Raw genomic sequence first — 19,507 nt, forward strand, 5'->3', positions numbered from 1 at the left:
TAAAAGTTGGGATAGTAATTTGGCTTAAATTATGGTATTTCAGTCATTTTAAAATTATATTTGAAGCTTGTAAAGTACTTCGTATGAAAAGTTTTTTAGAACAGAATGTTTCACCGGAATCATTGATAACACTCTTCAGTCAGGCTCCTGTAGCAATGTGTCTGTTAATGGGTGATGATCTTATTATTCAAAACGCAAACCCGCAGATTTTAGAATTGTGGGGACGTGATTCTTCAGTAATCGGAAAGCCATTGTTTGAAGTTTTACCGGAAGTGAAATCTCAGGGTTTTGTTGATATTTTTGATAATGTTTATAGAAAAGGTGAGATATTTAACGGCAATAAGCTTCCTATTTTTTTAGAGAAATTCGGTAAACTTGAAGAGCATTTCTTTGATTTTATTTATGCCCCTGTTTTTAATGATAAAAAGAAAATCATAGGTGTAAGCGTAGTCGCTACTGAAGTAACAGATCAGGTTATTTCTGAACAAAAATTACAGGAAAGTGAATACAGACTTGAGGAATTAATAAAAAATTCAGATTACTCTACTGCCATTTACCGTACCGATGAATTGTATATCGAATTAGCGAATGATCTGATCCTTAAGACCTGGGGTAAAGATGCTTCTGTGATCGGGCTTAAACTTGAAGATGCCCTTCCTGAACTTGAAGGTCAGCCTTTTATAGGGATTCTCAAAGATATTTTTAAGACCGGAAAGACGTATACTGCAAAAGAAGACCGCGTTGATCTGATGGTTGACGGTAAACTTCAGAGCTATTACTTTAATTTCTCATACAAGCCGTTAAAAAATGCAAATGGGGAAGTGTATGCCATTCATAATATGGCAGTTGATGTTACAGATCTGGTCACTGCAAGGGAAGAGATCCAGAAGAGAGAAGAGAAATTCAGAGATTTGGCCGATTCAATGCCACAATTTGTCTGGACCTGTGATAAGCATGGTGAAGTAACCTACATGAATGACAACTGGTACCGGTATACAGGTTTTGACCGAAATGAAAAACCATCCGAAGGTTTTAAAAGAGTAATCAGTCCGGAAGTGCATGCAAAAGTGGAAGCTGTATGGGCTGACAGCGTGAAAAACGGAACCTCTTTCGAAATGGAATATCAATTCAGCGATCCTAAAGATCCCAACGTATACCGCTGGTTCTTGGGAAGGGCAGTTCCTACTTTTGATGAAAAAGGTGAAATTACCCAATGGATCGGAACATTTACCGATATTGATGATTTTAAACAGTTACAGACCCAAAAAGATAACTTCCTCGGTATTGCCAGCCATGAGCTGAAAACTCCTCTCACAAGCCTGAAAATCTATACTCAGTATATTGAAAAAAATCTCATCAGGCAGGATGACCGTAAAAATGCTGAAGTTGCCAGAAAAATGGACGGGCAGATTGATCTTCTTACAGATTTAATCAGTGATCTTCTGGATGTAACCAAAATACAGAACGGAAAAATTCAGCTGAATGAATCTGAGTTTGATTTTGACGAACTGGCAGGGGAAACTGTTGCAGAACAGCAGATGACTTCAAGACATAAAATAACTTTTAATCCGTCGGGTATCGGAACTGTCTTTGCAGATCGTCACAGAATTGCGCAGGTAATGAGTAATCTTATAAGCAATGCGATCAAATATTCTCCTGGTGCAGACCAGGTCATCGTGTCTACAGAATTGAATGACAATACCATCACGTTCAGCGTAAAGGATTTTGGAATTGGAATTCCTGCGGATAAGCATAAAAAAGTATTTGAACAATACTATAGAGTGAGTGGTTCGAAGGAGCATACTTTTCCGGGACTCGGGCTCGGGCTTTATATTTCTTCTGAAATCATTAAAAGAGCCGGCGGCCGTATTTATGTCTTGTCAGCAGAAGAAAAAGGGTCTGATTTTTGCTTCGAAATCCCCAAAAGTAAAAAAGTATAACAAAAATGCCTAACGCAACAAAAGTTTTAGTGGTAGATGACAGTCCGGCGATTGTCGATTCTATAGAGATGATGCTTGATTTTGAAGGATTTGAGATTGAAAAATTTTATAAAGGTTCAGATATGCTGAAAACTTTAGATGCTGACTCAAAACCGAATGTGATTTTAATGGATATGTGGCTGTCCGGTGAAGATGGCAGAGATATATGTAAAGAAATCAAATCAGACGAAAACCTTAAAGATATTCCTGTTCTCATCATGTCAGCCAGCCGCGGATTAGAGCAGTCAGCATTAGATGCCGGTGCAGATGCTTTTATAGCGAAGCCTTTTGACCTGGGAGATATGGTTGACCGTCTAAAAGCCTATGCTACCTAAAGGACAGTTTAATATATATAAAAAGTCAGCAGAATTTTTTCCGCTGACTTTTTGTTTTAAGCCATAAATAATACTATTATGTATTTTTAAGATGTTGTGAAACCATCTGTTGTCACTATAATTTTATTGCTTCAGTAAATTAAATATCCTTCCTGTTTTTAAAACAATTTATTCAGAAAAAATTGTCTTTTGAGCAGGTTAAAAAATGTACCAATACATGAATTTCTAGAGAATATAAAATAAACAGGGCTCTTTCACTTATTTTCGAAAATGCATAATAGGTGAAAAAATATTTAATGAAAGTAAATATGAAACAGAACAGGTTATAAAAACTTTTTAGTTCTGAAATCAAATTTGAATTCTCCTTATAATACACTAATTTTGTCATCCCAAATTTTTTTGCAGTATGGATTATCTGAAAGGACTTAACGAACCACAATATGAAGCCGTTACCACAATACAAGGGCCATTAATGGTGCTTGCCGGAGCAGGTTCCGGAAAAACACGTGTACTCACCATGCGTATTGCACATCTGATTACCAATGGAGTAGATCCTTTTAATATCCTGGCACTTACCTTTACCAATAAGGCGGCAAAAGAAATGAAGGAACGTATTGCAAAAGTTGTGGGGCAGAGCAATGCGAGAAGTCTTTGGATGGGAACTTTTCACTCTGTTTTTGCAAGAATTCTCAGAAGTGAAGCTCATTATCTGGGCTATCCTTCCAACTTTACGATCTATGATCAGCAGGATGCACTGAATGTCATCAGAAAAGTGCTGAAAGATATGAATATTGATGCTGATCTGTATAAACCTAAAAAGGTTCAGTCAAGAATTTCAAATTACAAGAATAACCTGATTACTGTAAAGGCCTATTACAACAATCCGGAACTGATGGAAGCTGATGAAAAGGCCAACATGAAATTCATTGGGAAGATCTATGAAAAATATGTTGAAGCCTGCTATAAAAACGGTTCAATGGATTTTGATGACCTTCTGTTAAAAACCAATGAACTGCTGACCCGGTTTCCTGAAGTTTTAGCCAAATATCAGGATAGATTCAGATACATTCTGGTCGATGAGTACCAGGATACGAACCATTCCCAGTATCTGATTGTGAAAGCCCTTGCCTCAAAATTTGAAAATATCTGCGTGGTGGGGGACGATGCACAGTCAATCTACTCGTTCCGTGGTGCCAATATTTATAATATTTTAAACTTCAAAAAAGATTATCAGGATGCCGTAACGGTTTCTCTGGAACAAAATTACCGTTCTACACAAAATATCGTTAATGCTGCGAATGCGGTAATTGCCAAAAACCTGCAGCAGTTTAAGAAAAATGTCTTCAGTGAGAACGAAGAAGGGGAAAAGATCAAAGTATACCGCTCACTTTCTGACGCTGATGAAGCCAATTTCGTTGCAGGAAATATCTGGGAGCTGAGAAACAGGGATCAGAAAAAATTCAGTGATTTTGCTATTTTATACCGTACCAATTCACAGACAAGGGCATTTGAAGATTCCCTGAGACGGAAAAATATTCCGTATAAAGTGTATGGAGGTCTGTCTTTCTATCAAAGGAAAGAAGTGAAAGATCTTATTGGCTATCTGAGACTTCTGATCAATGAAAATGATTCCGAAGCTTTGATGAGAATCATTAACTATCCAACCCGTGGAATTGGTGAAACGACTCAGAATAAACTGATTGTTTTTGCAGATTCACAGAATATTCCGGTTTCTAAGGTTTTAGACAATCTGGGAATGTACGCTCCACAGCTGAAATTCAATAATGGGGTTCTCACAAAACTGAGCGATTTCTGGTCGATGATCAAAGCCTTTCAGGTTTTGCTTAAAACAGAAACTGCTTACAGTGTTGCCATGGAAGTGGCTAAACGAAGCGGCCTGATTAAATTCTTAAAAGATGATCAGACACCTGAGGGAATTTCACGTGTAGAAAACGTACAGGAATTGATGAACTCGATGCAGGGTTTTATTGAAGAACAGATGCAGCTTGAGGACGGTGATCCGAGTTTGCCGAATTTCCTGGAGAATATTGCCCTTTCTGCTGATACCCAGAGAAAAGATGATGATGAAGATATGGTGTCACTGATGACCATCCACCTTTCAAAAGGTCTGGAATTTCCTGTTGTGCATCTCGTAGGACTGGAAGAAAATCTCTTCCCCAGTTTTATGAGTTCCGCAACCCGTGAAGATCTGGAGGAAGAAAGACGTTTGTTTTATGTGGCGCTGACCCGCGCAGAAAAGCAGGCTTTCTTCTCTTACGCCGTTTCGCGCTTTCAGTGGGGGAAAATTACGGATGCAGAGCCTTCAAGGTTTTTGAGTGAAGTTGATGAAGCCTATATTGAGTTTTTAAATCCGGCTATTGAGAAGAGGTTTATCAACAATGCGGGGATCACGTCCAATATTTTTGATGAGCATCCTTCCGAAATGAAAAGTTTTAGGAAGATCGAAAAGAAAAGTATTACCAAAACTGATAATGACAAGTCAATCGCAGAGCCGAAAAAGTTAAGACCAGTGAGTACTGCGAAAATCATCAACCCAAGCGGAGCTTCCTCACAGGATATTGAAGTGGGGGATAAAGTAAGACATGACCGTTTCGGAATTGGTGAAGTGAAATTCCTGGATGGGACGGATCCGCAGAATATCAAAGCTAAAGTCGTTTTCCTGCATGAAGGAGAAAAGAACCTGATCTTAAAGTACGCGAAACTTACCAAAATTTAAAAATTATAATCGGAATATATTATTTTTTGTAATTTAATAGTCTACTTTTTTTGTAGACTATTAAATATTTTTTACATTTGCATCCTGTAAAAACAAAATTTAGAATATCTAATTATAGAGTGTATGAAAAATAAAAAGACCATTTTGTCTGCGTCGGTTTTGTTTTTCCTGGGAACTTATGCAGCGGCACAGGAAAAAGATACGGTGAAGACAGCTAATGTAGAAGAGGTCGTCATTTTAGGATCAAGGAGCGGAGCAAGGTCAAAGGCTGACAGCCCGGTTCCTGTAGATGTATTTAATATTAAAGAAGCATCGGTTGTTCTTCCGCAGAGTACCATCGGCCAGATACTGAATTCAATTTCGCCTTCATTTACCTCAACGATTCAAACCAATGCAGATGGTACAGATCATCTGGATCCGGCACAGCTGAGAGGATTGGGTCCGGATCAGGTTTTGGTACTGGTGAATGGAAAGAGAAGACATACTTCAGCTTTGGTCAATGTAAACGGCTCACCGGGAAGAGGAACGGTAGGCACGGATTTGAATGCGATACCTTCCTTTGCAATCAGCAGAATTGAAGTTTTAAGAGATGGAGCTTCTGCGCAGTATGGTTCCGATGCTATTGCCGGGGTGATCAATTTAGGATTAAAGAGAGATATCGGTAAGCTGACCGGGCAGTTTACATACGGCGGAAATTTGACCCCTGCTGCGAATGATCATACAGGAGATTTTGACGGCCAGAATGTTCAGGTCGATTTGAATTATGGTAACAAGATAGGAAATAAGGGTGGTTTTTATAATATTACATGGTCTTCCCAGTTCAGAAATCCAACCTACAGAGCAGGTACGGAAAGCGGTAATCTCTTCAATGCCTATAATGCTATTGAAAAACGTGCTCTGAATGATGGTGTAAACCTTTCTTCACTGTTCACCGATATCGGAAATACACCTAATTCACAGCAATTGATCAATTACATACATCAATATGCTCAGGGCGTGGATTATTTTTCTTCCCAGTTTCAAAGTCAGATTCAGGGTGCTACTACAATTGCGGGTTTGCAGGGACTGTTAGGTCAAAATGTTACTGATCAGGAGCTGGCTTACAGAGGTCTTTCAAGAAAAGATTTCAATATGCAGGTAGGGCAGTCAAAACTGAATAACCATCAGCTTTTTGCCAATATTGAAGTCCCGATTAATGACAATTGGAAAGCGTATACCTTTGGAGGATACAGCTTCAGACACGGAACTTCAGGAGGTTTTTACAGGAAACCTAATCAAAGCAGAACGTTTACTGGGCTCTATTCTGACGGTTATCTCCCACAGATCGGAACTGATATCCAGGATTTATCCCTCGCTGCAGGAATCAAAGGGAACTGGAATGGCTGGGATGTTGATTTCAGCAATACTTTCGGTAGAAATTCATTTGATTATACCATTTCCAATACAGGAAACACATCTTTACGGTTCGCTTCTCCGGCTGAGTTTGATGCCGGAGGACTCAGATTTTCCCAGAATACCATCAACCTGGATTTCTCAAAAAAATATGATGTATGGAAAGGGATCAATGTTGCATTCGGAGCTGAGCACCGGTACGAAAATTTTAAAATAACAGCCGGAGAAGAAGCTTCTTATTCTGCTTATGATGCAGCCGGTAATTTATTCAACGGATCTACCCAGAGGCCGACTGATTTTTTCGGGAATATTCTTCCCGGCGGTTCACAGGTTTTCGGAGGTTTTAAACCGCTTAATGCTGTTAATAAAAACAGACAGTCTGTTGCGGGATATGCAGATGTAGAATTCAATTTTACAGATTGGTTGCTGGTTGATGCAGCGGCGAGGTATGAAAATTACTCCGATTTCGGATCTACCTTCAATTACAAGCTGGCTTCGAGAATCAAACTTACGGATCATTTAAATTTCAGGTTTGCAGGATCTACAGGTTTCCGTGCTCCTTCGATTCATCAGATTTATTATAATGTGACGTCTACTCTTTTCACAGACGGTAATTTGCGGGAAGTGGGAACCTTCAGTAATGATTCAAAACTTGCAGAGCTTGTAGGAATACCGAAGCTGAAACAGGAAACTTCCAAATCCGCAAGTGCAGGGTTTACCTACAGAATTCCTTCCGCAGGTTTAACATTTACCGCAGACGGATATTTTACCCGGATTGATGACAGGGTAGTACTTACCGGGCAATTCCCCAGAGCGGTGGCACCGGAAGCATTTGATGCTGAAGGAGTCAATGCGGCTCAGTTTTTCACCAACGCTATTGACACCGAGACAAAGGGTCTTGATGTAGTGATTTCCCATACAGCGAGATTTTCACAGGTAAAACTTGATAACAGTTTTGCACTGAATTTAAATCAGACAAGAAAAGTGGGAAATATACATTCATCCGGAGCTTTGCAGGCGGCGAATCTGGAAAACACCTATTTTTCAGAAGCAGCAAGAGTATATCTTGAGGAGGCAGTTCCGAGGACGAAAGCAAGTTTGTCTCATACGATCTCATGGGACAAAGCCTCATTATACCTGAGAAATACTTATTTCGGAAAAGTAACCAGTCCTGATACCGTTGATGCCAATGGTGACGGAGTGATTTCACCGAACGAACACCAGGTTATCACCGATAAAATTATCACAGACTTATCTCTGGCTTACCAGTTTACAAAAAGCGTAGGATTGACAGCAGGAGTGAATAACCTGTTTGATGTTTATCCTACCAAAAACATTCCTGCATCAACCAATAATGATCAGTTTATCTATTCGCGTTCTACTTCACAGTTTGGTCAGAACGGAAGGTATGTTTTTGCAAGACTTAATTTTAATTTTTAATAGTTTATAGTTTGATTTGGAACGGGTTCAATTTTTTTTGAATCCGTTTTTTGTTTGAGGAAAGATTGAAATTTCATGAAATTTTTAATTGTCAAACTTATATGTTCTCTTTAGCACAAAGATGATTTTAAAACTGATGTGACTCATGTGTTTACAGGGACACAGTCACCTTTGTAATCCTCAGATTATATAATTTTCAAACTTATATGTTCTCTTCAACACAAAGATGATTTTAAAACTGATGTGACTCATGTGTTTATAGGGACAGAGGCACCTTTTCCATCCTCATATTATATAATTTTCAAACTTATGTGTTCTCTTCAAAACAAAGATGATTTGCAAACTGATGTGACTCATATGTTTATAGGGGCAGAGTCACATTTGTCATCCTCATATTATATAATTTTCAAACTTATATGTTCTCTTCGACACAAAGATGATTTTAAAACTGATGTGACTCATGTGTTAATAAGAACAGAGTCACTTTTGTCATCCTCGGAAATTTTCAAACTTATATGTTCTCTTCAACACAAAGATGATTTTAAAACTAATGTGACTCATGTGTTAAAATCTTTAGTAACCAAAAAACACTTATCCAGTTGCCTGAAAATCCAAAATCACGAAATTACAAATTTGTATATTTAGCGTATAAAAATTCTACAATGAAAAAACTGCTTCTGTTTTTCTTACTGACAATCACATCAATTCCATTGTTTTCACAGGAATACCAAACTATTTCAAACGTTCATTACTACGATGAAAAAACAAACAAAACGGATGCATACATCAATGAAAGATGTGTTCTGGACATTTACTTGCCAAAAAACGTCAGGAATTTCTCCACGATCATCTGGTTTCACGGAGGAGGAATAACGGGTGGCGAGAAGAATATTCCGGAAGAATTAAAAAACAAAGGAGTAGCGGTCATTGCGGTGAATTACAGACTTTCACCCAAAGTGAAAGCTCCGAAATATATTGAGGATGCAGCGGCGGCAACGGCCTGGGTTTTTACCAATATCAAAAAATATGGCGGAAGTGAAGACCTGATTTTTATCACAGGACATTCAGCAGGAGGGTATCTTGCTTCTATGGTTGGATTCAATAAATCTTATCTGAGTACCTATAAAATAGATGCTGATCGTTTAGCCGGAATTATTCCTTTCAGCGGACAGATGATCAGTCACTTTACCACCAGAAAAGAACAGGGAATTGAGGAACTCGATGCAAGGATTGACGAAATGGCACCACTTCATTTTATCCGGGCAGATGCACCGCCACTGCTTTTAATCACCGGAGACCGTGAAAAAGAACTGCTCGGAAGGTATGAAGAAAATGCATATATGTGGCGCATGATGAAGTTAAAAGGTCATACACAGACTGTTTTGTATGAACTTGACGGTTTTGATCACGGAGGAATGGCTCATCCTGCTTTTCCATTGCTTTTAAATGAGATCAGAAGAATCGAAAAACTTAAAAAGATACAGCGATGAGACCATTTATTTTTCTGTTACTCATTTTGGTTTTTTCCTGTCGTGATCCGGAGGAGAAAACGATTGTCGGCTCGTGGGAATTAAAAGAATTGCAGTATGGAACAGGTGCAGAAATTGTAGATGATAAAGACGATTTTGAATATACTCTAAGTTTTGATAAGAATGGCAGATACCGGGAATGGATTAATGGCAAACAGATAGATGACCGATATCTGCTTACTGATCATCATTTAATTCTGTTAATCAATTCCAAAACATCAGACAGACTCTACTATGCGTATCGTCTGGATGGGAAGAAATTAATTTTAGATGAAGCCGACAGAAAAAGGGAGTCTGATGTGTGATGAGGGCTGCTCAAAAATCTTTAAGAGACAGAAAAAATAAAAGAGACGCAAATCAAATTGCATCTCTTTTTTATATTTTGTTTGCAGATTATCTCTCCACCAGTTCTTTGACTGTTTCGCCATAAAAATCAGTATGGGAAGTTTTGACCTGCAGGAGCTGATACCATTTTCTAAACGCACCGACAAAAACCACCAGCATCAGAACCATTGCGATCACTGCCAGCACTGCCAGCAGATATTGTCCTTTAGGAATGTAGATATCCATTACCTGGATATAGCCTGCCCAAAATGTTATGATAGCCATAAATACACCCGGGATTGCCGAGCAGAGTGCATATTTTCCCCTGTTGAGGCGGATGAGCATCGTAGTACAGACAATCAGACCACAGGCTGCGAGCAGCTGATTACTGATTCCGAAAAGAGGCCAGATGCTGCTTACATTTCCGGTGAAGACCAGATATCCCCAGGCGAAAGTAAAAAGGAGACTGCTGATGATAATTCCCGGAGTCCAGTTTTTATCATTGAATTTAGGAATTACAGACCCCAGCATTTCCTGTAAAAAGAATCTTCCGACTCTCGTACCTGCGTCAATGGCAGTCAGAATAAATACCGCCTCAAACATAATTGCAAAATTGTACCAGTAGGCCATCAGCTGATCCATATACGGGATCTTATTGAAAATATGTGCCATTCCTACTGCCAGGGAAACCGCTCCTCCGGTTCTTCCGTGCAGGTCAATCCCGATCCTTTCTGAAAAATAATCGATATCAACACCGTGTAAACCGGGGTGAGTTGCGAGAAAGGCATCATATGTATCTTTTGGAGTATTGATTGCAAAGTAATCTCCCGGCATCAGTGTACAGGCAGCAATCAGTGCCATTAATGCTACAAAACCTTCTACCAGCATGGCTCCATAACCCACAAATAAAATTTCTTTTTCTCTGTTAAGCATTTTAGGAGTCGTCCCTGTTGCAATGACCGCATGGAATCCTGAGATCGCTCCGCAAGCAATTACAATAAAGATAAACGGTAAAACCGGTCCACCGATAACCGGTCCGCCTCCGTTAATAAATTCTGTCAGTGCAGGCATCTGAATCGTAGGATGAATAACGATAACTCCGATGGCGAGCATGATGATTGTTCCTATCTTCAGATAAGTTGAAAGATAATCCCGGGGTACCAAAAGCAGCCAGACAGGAAGCACAGAAGCTAAAAATCCATATAAAGGAATGGCAATGGAAATTGTTGTGATGTCCCAGGTAAACATACTGTTCATGGTTTCATTCTGCATCAGGCTGTGTCCACCGATAATTCCTGCAATCAGGAGAACACCCCCCAGAATACTCGCGAAAGTCACAGAGTTTTTCCTGTACCGCATGATCAATCCCATAATAATGGCAATCGGCATGGTGATGATAACGGTAAATAATGACCACGATGCCTCGTGCATAGCATTGATACAAGCCAGTGACAGTCCCGCCAGTGTTAAAATCAAGATGAATAAAATAGCAAAACCTGCTACCGTTCCCGTTGTTTTTCCTATTTCTTTGGAGGCGATAGTTGCTAAACTCTGCCCTTTATGCCGTACTGATGCAAAAAGCACCACCATATCATGGACACCGCCTCCCAAAACACATCCGATCAAAATCCATATTGCTCCGGGGAGATATCCGAATTGAGCAGCTAAAACAGGACCTACCAAGGGACCTGCGGCAGCAATTGCCGCAAAGTGGTGTCCAAAAAGAACGTTCTTATTGGTAGCCACGTAGTCTTTTCCATCTGCAAATTCTACAGCCGGAGTCGTATTTTTGTCATTAAGGCGCAATACTTTATTTGCCAGAAAAATTCCGTAAAAACGGTAAGCAATAGCAAAGATGAGAAGTGAAGTAAACACCAAAGTGAGTGCATTAATTCCATTTAGAAATTCCATATCATTTTGATTTTATAAGAATAAATAATTAGGGTTTTTGCTCTTTTATTGTTAATAATGTAAGCATTCTGCCAAGGTACTTATTTTCAGTATAAAATGAATCAATATGTATATTAATTTAGCAAAGTTATTGTTTTTACAACATGTTATCTAATATAAAAATTTGTATATCAGTATTTTAATGAATGATTCAATTTGAAAATAGATTTAATGTCAGTACATTGAATTTATTTCTTTAGTGTGTATGGGACACAATGAAATCCACCATTGCAGTATTCAGTTCGTTCTGATAGGCAGCGTCAGTGGTTTTAAAACCGTGATTCCCTTTCTTTACGATGATAAAAGAATGTTCCGTCCCTGCTTTTTTAAGCATCCTGTTGAGTCTTTTTGAATGTCTGATTGGAGCGATTTTATCTTTGTTACCATGAAGTATTAATGTAGGGACCGTATTTTGGGTATAATAAAGTGGTGAAATTGTTTTACACAGTTCTATTACCTTTTTTCTTTCAGTTTTGATGTCATAACCGGTCATTCCTTTCGCAATTTTAGTTCTGATATCGATAATTTTCGGAGCAATGCGACCAACAAGGAACAGCAGAGGCTGTGGTGCTCTGGTATGAAGAAGTCTGTTTATATCCGTCGGTCCGAAATTATCAACCACGTAGCCGACTTTACCTGAATATTTTGACAGCTGTGGATCACCGACAAATTCATTATCCGGAGTATATGCTGAAAGCAGGGAGATATGGGCACCTGCAGAAACTCCCCATAGACCGATGTTTTCCGGATCAAAACCATATTGATCTGCATTTTTTCTTACCCATCTTACTGCATCTTTAGAATCTTCAACAGGGCCGGGAAAATGAGTGTCATCGCTGACAAGGCGATAATTTACACTTAGTACTGCATAGTTCTTTTCCGTCAGCTTTAAAATGGTCTGTTCTACATAATTATCAGGAGCGATTACTTTGTCACCTAAAGCCCACGCTCCGCCATGGAGAAAGATCACAACCGGCAGTTGTTTACCTGCTGAATTTTTTGGTCTGTATATATCTAATTGCAGATCTTTCCCTTTGTCATCTTTTTTATAGGTGATATTTTCAGAAACTGCAGTTTTCTGCTGAAGTAAAATACTTTTTGATGTCTGTGCAGACAGGGATACTGAAAAAAAGAAAATAAAAAATAGGTTCATAAAAAACCTGTTGATATCTGTATTGCTGATAAATAAATTCATAAAGTAAATGGTTGAGGTATATTATTTCACTAACTCCTCAAAAAGTTTACCAAAAGTCTTTTCCAGGTCTTTGGATTTCCCCGGATGAGGTCTCGAAGTCTGCACAACTGCACTCCTCACAGCTGTCAGCCAACGGAATCTATCGGGAATGTCCAGCATGGCTATTGGCCCGCCATCTTTTTTTCCTTCCGCAATATTTTTAAAGCTTTCCAGATTTTTGATAATGTCTTCGTAATCGAGTTGGCTTTTTATCAGTTTAAATTTATCCGGACAAAGGTAAAATTCTACTTTAATAAATTTTTCCCTTTTCGAAAACATGACCAATCCTATATTGAAAAACTCTTCTCTTTCAACCTTCGGCACCAGGCGTATAACGGCGTATTCGTATATTTTATCCTCTTGCATTTTTGGCTTCGTTTACAAAGATTTGAGAGTTTTCTAATCGGGTTTTCAGGAAGTTAAAATAAACTTCACGTATCTCGTCCGGATTTTCTTCAGCATCATCCCAATGCAGCCAGTCCTGTGGTATCAGATTGACAATCTCTCTGAAAACCTCATCATTTAAAACTTCGTGAGCAAATTTTTCAGCTTCATCCAATAAGGTGGCCTGCCGGAGGAGAACATGGTCTTTCACATATTTAAACGGGGTTTTTGCTGCCGTGTCAAAATTCTGCCACGAATGATGAAAATAAAATGAAGCTCCGTTATCAATTACCCACAATTCCTTGTGCCACATCAAAAGATTTGTATTCTTAAACGTCCGGTCGATATTGGTAATAAACGCATCCAGCCAGACAATTTTTGAAGCAAGAAGCGGATCAACTTTTACACTCGAATCGAATGCAATTGACTCTGATAAATAATGAAGTCCTAAGTTTAATCCTTCAGAATTTTTCAGCAGATCCTGAATTTCTTCATCCGCTTCCGTTCTTCCGAAATCTACATCAAGGTTGGCAAAAACCAGTTCGGGGATTGGCAGTCCCAAAGCCTGTGTAATCTTCCCTCCCAAAAGTTCAGAAATTAGCATTTTTACGCCGTGGCCTGCACCACGAAACTTTAAAACATATTTAAAATCATCGTCAGCTTCTGCCAAAGCAGGGAGCGAACCACCCTCCCGCAGCGGCAGTATATAGCGCATTACTGTAACGGTTCTTAAATCCAACATACCGCAAAAATAAGGTTTTCCTTTGTGTTTAAATGTATTTGTGCTATTTTTAGGTCTAAAATTTATCGGATTATAATCTATCAGAATTTAAAAAGCTTTGTACTCTTTGCTCAGTGAACTGCCTTAGTGAACATTAAAAGCAGTTAGCGATAAAAAATTCTTTGCGGACCTTTACGTTAAAAAAATGCATCATTATTAAAAGCGAGTATTAAAAAAATAGTTGAAACTAAAATATTTCTCTCACAGGCTGGACTGATTGACCAGATTTTTTAGTTTAACAAAAATCAAATGAATCTGTAAAATCAGTGAGAAAAAACAATTAATAAAAATATGAAAATCATCAAAAATCAAAACATCATTATCTCAAATCCCGAAACCAAAGATTTTCCTGCAGATGCTTGTTATGCTGAATCCGAAAATAAGCTTCCGCTGGTGATCTTCGTTCATGGATATAAAGGATATAAAGATTGGGGAGCCTGGGATCTGATGTCTGAGAAATTTGCAGAAGCAGGTTTTTTCTTTGTTAAGTTTAATTTTTCACATAACGGTACTACATTGGATAATCCTTATGCATTTGACGATCTGGATGCTTTTGGAAATAATAATTATTCAAAGGAACTGTCTGATCTTGATGCGGTTCTTGATCATTTTATCAAAGATCCTAAAGTTGACAGCCAGAAAGTGATTTTAATAGGACATAGCCGTGGAGGAGGAATTTCGATTATTAAAACCTGTGAAGATATCAGAATCAATGGATTGATTACCCTTGCAAGTGTTGATCATCTTGAACGTTTTCCTAAAGATGAAGCCCTGGAAAACTGGAAAAAAGAAGGGGTCTATTATGTGGAGAATGCACGTACCAAACAGCAGATGCCGCATTTTTATCAGTTTTATGAGGATTTTTACCGCGATCCGCATCGTTTTGATGTCGAGCGATCCATGGAAATGGCAAAAGCCCATGTTCTGATCATTCATGGAACTTCCGACGAAGCAGTCAGTATGAAAAATGCCGAACACCTTTATATCCTGAATCCGAATACTGAACTTTTTTTAGTGGAAAATGCCAACCATACGTTTGGAGCAAAAGAACCATGGGAAGAAAAAACTTTACCTGATGATCTGAATACGGTTGTCGAAAAGTGTATCAGATTTATCACAGATAAAATTGTCAATGAATAAAAAAAGAGACCGCAGAAAATTATTTCTGCGGTCTCTTTTTAATAGATAAAAGCCTGTAATCTGGCTCTTTCTGCTCTTCACTTAAGCTTCACAAGCCGAACAGCTCACAAAATTCACCATCATCTCTTTAGAAACAGATGAGCTTCTCTGATAGTATAAGGTTTTTACTCCTTTTTTCCATGCTTCGATGTACAGGTAATTCACATCTTTTACTGGCATGGTAGACGGAATCTGTAAATTCAGGGACTGTGCCTGATCAATGTATTGCTGTCTCTGTGCTGCCTGGGAAATGATCTCCATTGGAGAGATTTCCTTGAAGGTTTTGAATACTGCTTTCTCTTCGTCAGTAAGTTCAGTAAGGTGTTGTACAGAACCATGATTCAACATAATGGTTCTCCATGTTTCCTCATTGTCAAGACCTTTTTCCTCAAGTAATTTAGCAAGATATTTATTCTTACGCATAAAGTTTCCTTTTGCTAAACCTGCTTTGTAATAATTTGAAGCAAAAGGTTCAATTCCGGGAGAAGTCTGTCCTAAAATTGCTGAACTTGAAGTGGTAGGGGCAATTGCCATGACCGTTGTATTTCTCATTCCATAACCTTTCAGAAGTTCAGGCTCGCCATAGATGTTGGCCAGTTCTTTTGATGCGATATCAGCCTGTGCTCTGATGTGTTTGAACGCTCTAGCATTAAACTGTGTTGCCTCAAAACTCTCAAAAGGAATCATGTTTTTCTGAAGGTAAGAGTGGTAACCCAAAACACCTAATCCAAGTGCTCTGTGACGCATTGCAAAGTCTCTTGCTCCCTGAAGGTAATAATTTCCTTCCGTTTTCTCGATAAATTCAGATAAAACAGCGTCAAGGAAATAAATTGCCAGCTGTACAGCATTCGTATCTTTCCACTCGTCATATAATTCCAGGTTCATCGAAGAAAGACAGCAGATGAAAGATTCCTGTCTTGTAGACGGAAGCATAATTTCCGAACAGAGATTACTCGCATTGATGGTTAATCCAAGGTCTTTATATACCTGCGGTTTGTTTCTGTTCACGTTATCGGTAAAGAAGATGTAGGGAAGGCCTTTCTGCTGACGACTCTCCAATACTCTTGCCCAGATTTTACGCTTGTCGGCATCACCGTCAATCATATCCTGCATCCAGTAATCCGGTACGCAGATTCCGGTAAACAGGTTCTGGATTGGGCTTCCGATATCTTTAATTGATAGAAATTCCTCAATATCGCCGTGGTCTACATCTAGATAGGCTGCAAAAGCACCTCTTCTTACACCGCCCTGAGAAACGACATCCATTGAAGTATCAAAAAGTTTCATAAAGGAAACCGCACCCGAAGATTTTCCGTTATCGGTCACCGCAGTTCCTCTGTTACGCAGTTCCCCGAAATATCCCGAAGTACCGCCCCCGATTTTCGTCTGCATGATTACTTCACCCATTTTGTGGGTAATTCCTTCAATGCTGTCCGGAATATGCACATTGAAACAAGAGATTGGAAGACCTCTCTGCGTTCCCATATTTGCCCACACCGGAGAAGAAAAACTGATCCATCCTTTCATGATCATCTCCTTGAAAGCCGGCTGTAGTTCAGGTTTATATAATTTTTTTGCTGCTGCAGTCGTGATTCTGTCGATTGCGCCGTCTACGGTTTCGCCTTTCAGAAGGTAGCCTCTGTTCAGCATTTGCTCAGATTCTTCGTTGAGCCACCAGATATTGTTGTTTTGTTCTTCCATTTTTTATATTGTAAAATGCACTAAGTACATTGTTTTGTTAATTTTCAGGAGCAGAAAATTTGTTTTTCTTCTCACTTGTGTACCTGCTTTCCGCTGTATCTTTTTTCTGGGTACCTTCGACTGCGCTCAGTCACCCAGAAAAAAGGATGCCGCTGCAATCAGGGCTAAGACGGTGGTTTGTCTTTCTTATCACTGAGTCTATTATTCCGAAAAACAATAGCTTTAAGTTTTGGCTAAATTCAGATGAATTTCTTTTTCTTTTAAAAACGGGTTAAATCCCTGTATTGATGTTTTAATCAAAATTCAAGGTTTTTTCCTAATACTTCGACAATTCAATACGACATGATGAGTTCTGAAAAGAAGTTTTAGGCAACCTGATTATTTGTGCATTTTTTCTACTTCTTCAGTGCAGGAGAATTTTTTAAAACAAATCATTCGCCGTAATACTCTTATCATGCTTCGTATAATCCACCGGTCTTTTGGCAAAGAAGTCATCCATAGAATTGGCAAAAACTTCTTCTTCAAACCATTTCATCGGGCTGTATTGTTCTGCAGTGGTATTGTACCGTTTTTCCATGTTGATTTTAATTAAGCTTTCGTCAACACGGTATTTCATAAAGTTGATCAAATCCTGTTTTGAGAATTTATCCAGTTCACCCATTTCAAAGATCCAGTCCAGAATCTCTTCTTCCAGTTCTATGGATTGATCAACTAAAGTATAAATATCTTCAATATCAGAATCGGTTAGCAGATCAGGCTGCTCCTCACGGATTTTATTGATCAGGTAAATTCCCCCGTTAGCATGAATCTGCTCATCAATAGACGTCCACGCAATGATGTTGGAAACATTTTTCATGAAACCTTTAAATCTTGTGAAAGAAAGAATAATGGCAAACTGTGAAAACAGAGACACATTCTCAATCAGGATACTGAATAAAAGCAGCGATGATACGTATTCCTTTGGTGTTGCTGAATTGGCATGTTTCAGAACGTTGGATAAGAAATCAATTCTTTTCTTTAATGCAGGAACTTCTACAACATGAGAAAATTCTTCGTTATATCCCAAAACTTCCAGCAAACGGGAATAGGCTTCAGAATGACGGAATTCACATTCTGCGAATGTAGATCCCAAACCATTCAGTTCAGGTTTTGGAAGGTGGCTGTAAAGATTTCCCCAAAATGACTTTACCGAAACTTCAATCTGGGCAATGGCTAAAAGTGCATTTTTTACAGCATTTTTTTCGTGTGGTTCAAGCTGTGACTGAAAATCCTGTACATCTGCTGTAAAATCAACCTCAGAGTGTACCCAAAATGATTTGTTGATTGCTTCAGTAAACTGAAGAACTTCAGGATATTCAAATGGCTTATAGCTTATTCTTTTATCAAAAATTCCCATATTATAGTGTAATGTCTTAAAATTATAAAAATAGATTCACGGTATTTAAAATCAAGGAAAATGATAACTTTCTGATCAGTTGAGGGTTATGTATAAAACCTTTCAACGTAGAAGAGTGTTCATCTCTTGTATCGTGCGAAGCACAAAGTTCGAAAAAAAGAAACGATTTAGAAAGGGGTAAAGACTAATTGACTGACTTTTAACCTTAAAAGTTTTCCACATTTACATGAAACTCCCTCTGATATTGATTTAGAGATAGTTAATGATCAAAAATCTAAGCCCTGTAAAGATATAGGTTAAACAGACTTTTGTAAATTACTGATTTGCAAATTATTGTATGTTAAACATGTGAATTTGTAAAGTTTTTTTTAATCTTGTAACAAAAGCAAAAGATCTACTACTTATTGAGAATAAAAACAGTCAACGCTTCATGTTAGTAATTCAGGATCTGCATAAATCATACGACACCGGAAAGAGTAAGCTGCACGTTCTCAAAGGTATTAATCTTAATATCGGAGAAGGTGAATTTGTCTCTATTATGGGAAGTTCCGGTTCAGGAAAATCGACCCTTTTGAATATTATCGGAATTTTAGATGAAAAAGACAGTGGGGTTTACGAGCTTGACGGAATTCCGATTGAGCATCTTAACGAAGTGAAAGCAGCAGAATACCGCTCAAAATTCCTTGGTTTCGTATTTCAGTCGTTTAACCTGATTGGATATAAAACCGCCCTGGATAATGTTGCGCTTCCTCTGTACTATCAGAATGTACCGAGAAAGGAACGTAACCGGAAAGCAATGGAGTATCTCGAAAAAGTGGGTCTTGCGCAGTGGGCAACCCACCTTCCGAATGAACTTTCGGGCGGGCAGAAACAGAGAGTTGCTATTGCAAGGGCATTGATTACCGATCCTAAGGTGATCCTGGCCGATGAACCTACAGGAGCATTAGATTCAAAAACCACCCATGATATTATGAAACTTCTTCAGGATATCAATAATGAGGGGAAGACGATCATCGTGGTTACCCATGAGCCGGATGTGGCTGCACAAACCAAAAGAAACGTCATCCTTAGAGACGGAATTATGGAGAGTGACGAATTTATTCAGCAGATTGTTCTTTAAAGGTGAGTGGTGAATAAAAGAAAATT

The 19,507-nt window shown here is 38.7% G+C and carries 14 protein-coding genes; 8 read left to right on the forward strand and 6 right to left on the reverse strand.

All coding sequences use genetic code 11. From position 1 onward, the window contains the following. Window positions 1-83: 83 nt before the first annotated feature. The 6 genes from AC2A07_RS06395 to AC2A07_RS06420 all read left to right on the forward strand — a co-directional run bounded on the left by AC2A07_RS06395 (window position 84) and on the right by AC2A07_RS06420 (window position 9,717). Window positions 84-1,940, forward strand: coding sequence for an ATP-binding protein (locus AC2A07_RS06395; RefSeq protein ID WP_484049732.1), 1,857 nt, complete (start codon window positions 84-86; stop codon window positions 1,938-1,940). A 5-nt stretch (window positions 1,941-1,945) separates the two neighbouring features. Next, complete coding sequence (locus AC2A07_RS06400; RefSeq protein ID WP_484049733.1) at window positions 1,946-2,314, forward strand: response regulator transcription factor; 369 nt, start codon at window positions 1,946-1,948, stop codon at window positions 2,312-2,314. A gap of 406 nt (window positions 2,315-2,720) precedes the next feature. Beyond that, entirely contained in the window at window positions 2,721-5,051 is a 2,331-nt protein-coding gene (locus AC2A07_RS06405; RefSeq protein WP_484049734.1) for an ATP-dependent helicase, read from the forward strand. Between the two features lie 123 nt (window positions 5,052-5,174). Next, complete coding sequence (locus AC2A07_RS06410) at window positions 5,175-7,883, forward strand: TonB-dependent receptor plug domain-containing protein (protein ID WP_484049735.1); 2,709 nt, start codon at window positions 5,175-5,177, stop codon at window positions 7,881-7,883. A gap of 662 nt (window positions 7,884-8,545) precedes the next feature. Next, window positions 8,546-9,373 carry an alpha/beta hydrolase gene (locus AC2A07_RS06415; protein WP_484049736.1) on the forward strand — a complete coding sequence of 276 codons (828 nt, stop codon included), beginning with the start codon at window positions 8,546-8,548 and terminating at the stop codon, window positions 9,371-9,373. Further along, a complete protein-coding gene (locus AC2A07_RS06420; protein WP_484049737.1) occupies window positions 9,370-9,717 on the forward strand; it encodes a hypothetical protein in 348 nt (115 codons plus the stop codon). Before AC2A07_RS06415 ends, AC2A07_RS06420 begins: the two co-directional genes overlap by 4 nt. 88 nt (window positions 9,718-9,805) lie before the next feature. Here the strand turns inward: AC2A07_RS06420 and AC2A07_RS06425 are convergent, their stop codons facing one another. The 4 genes from AC2A07_RS06425 to AC2A07_RS06440 form a co-directional block, all read right to left on the reverse strand. Further along, entirely contained in the window at window positions 9,806-11,647 is a 1,842-nt protein-coding gene (locus tag AC2A07_RS06425; protein ID WP_314494109.1) for a carbon starvation CstA family protein, read from the reverse strand. A gap of 235 nt (window positions 11,648-11,882) precedes the next feature. Next, the gene (locus AC2A07_RS06430; RefSeq protein ID WP_484049738.1) at window positions 11,883-12,881 is read right to left on the reverse strand and encodes an alpha/beta hydrolase fold domain-containing protein; all 999 of its coding nucleotides are present in this window, start codon (window positions 12,879-12,881) and stop codon (window positions 11,883-11,885) included. A 21-nt stretch (window positions 12,882-12,902) separates the two neighbouring features. After that, complete coding sequence (locus tag AC2A07_RS06435) at window positions 12,903-13,286, reverse strand: DUF3037 domain-containing protein (protein WP_314494105.1); 384 nt, start codon at window positions 13,284-13,286, stop codon at window positions 12,903-12,905. After that, window positions 13,273-14,046, reverse strand: coding sequence for a HipA family kinase (locus AC2A07_RS06440; protein WP_314494103.1), 774 nt, complete (start codon window positions 14,044-14,046; stop codon window positions 13,273-13,275). Before AC2A07_RS06440 ends, AC2A07_RS06435 begins: the two co-directional genes overlap by 14 nt. A gap of 330 nt (window positions 14,047-14,376) precedes the next feature. On the opposite strand from AC2A07_RS06440, the gene AC2A07_RS06445 reads away from it, so the two are divergent. Next, a complete protein-coding gene (locus tag AC2A07_RS06445) occupies window positions 14,377-15,225 on the forward strand; it encodes an alpha/beta hydrolase family protein (RefSeq protein ID WP_484049739.1) in 849 nt (282 codons plus the stop codon). 81 nt (window positions 15,226-15,306) lie between these two features. On the opposite strand, the gene AC2A07_RS06450 is transcribed toward AC2A07_RS06445, so the two are convergent. Beyond that, entirely contained in the window at window positions 15,307-16,965 is a 1,659-nt protein-coding gene (locus tag AC2A07_RS06450; RefSeq protein WP_123887109.1) for a ribonucleoside-diphosphate reductase subunit alpha, read from the reverse strand. A 421-nt stretch (window positions 16,966-17,386) separates the two neighbouring features. Then, window positions 17,387-18,361 (reverse strand): ribonucleotide-diphosphate reductase subunit beta, encoded by a 975-nt coding sequence (locus AC2A07_RS06455; RefSeq protein ID WP_484049740.1) that lies wholly within the window; start codon window positions 18,359-18,361, stop codon window positions 17,387-17,389. A 430-nt stretch (window positions 18,362-18,791) separates the two neighbouring features. Between AC2A07_RS06455 and AC2A07_RS06460 the strand changes: the two genes are divergently transcribed. Continuing rightward, the gene (locus AC2A07_RS06460; RefSeq protein ID WP_484049741.1) at window positions 18,792-19,481 is read left to right on the forward strand and encodes an ABC transporter ATP-binding protein; all 690 of its coding nucleotides are present in this window, start codon (window positions 18,792-18,794) and stop codon (window positions 19,479-19,481) included. Window positions 19,482-19,507: the final 26 nt, after the last annotated feature.

This window comes from Chryseobacterium sp. HNCC26DJ238, assembly GCF_057180465.1.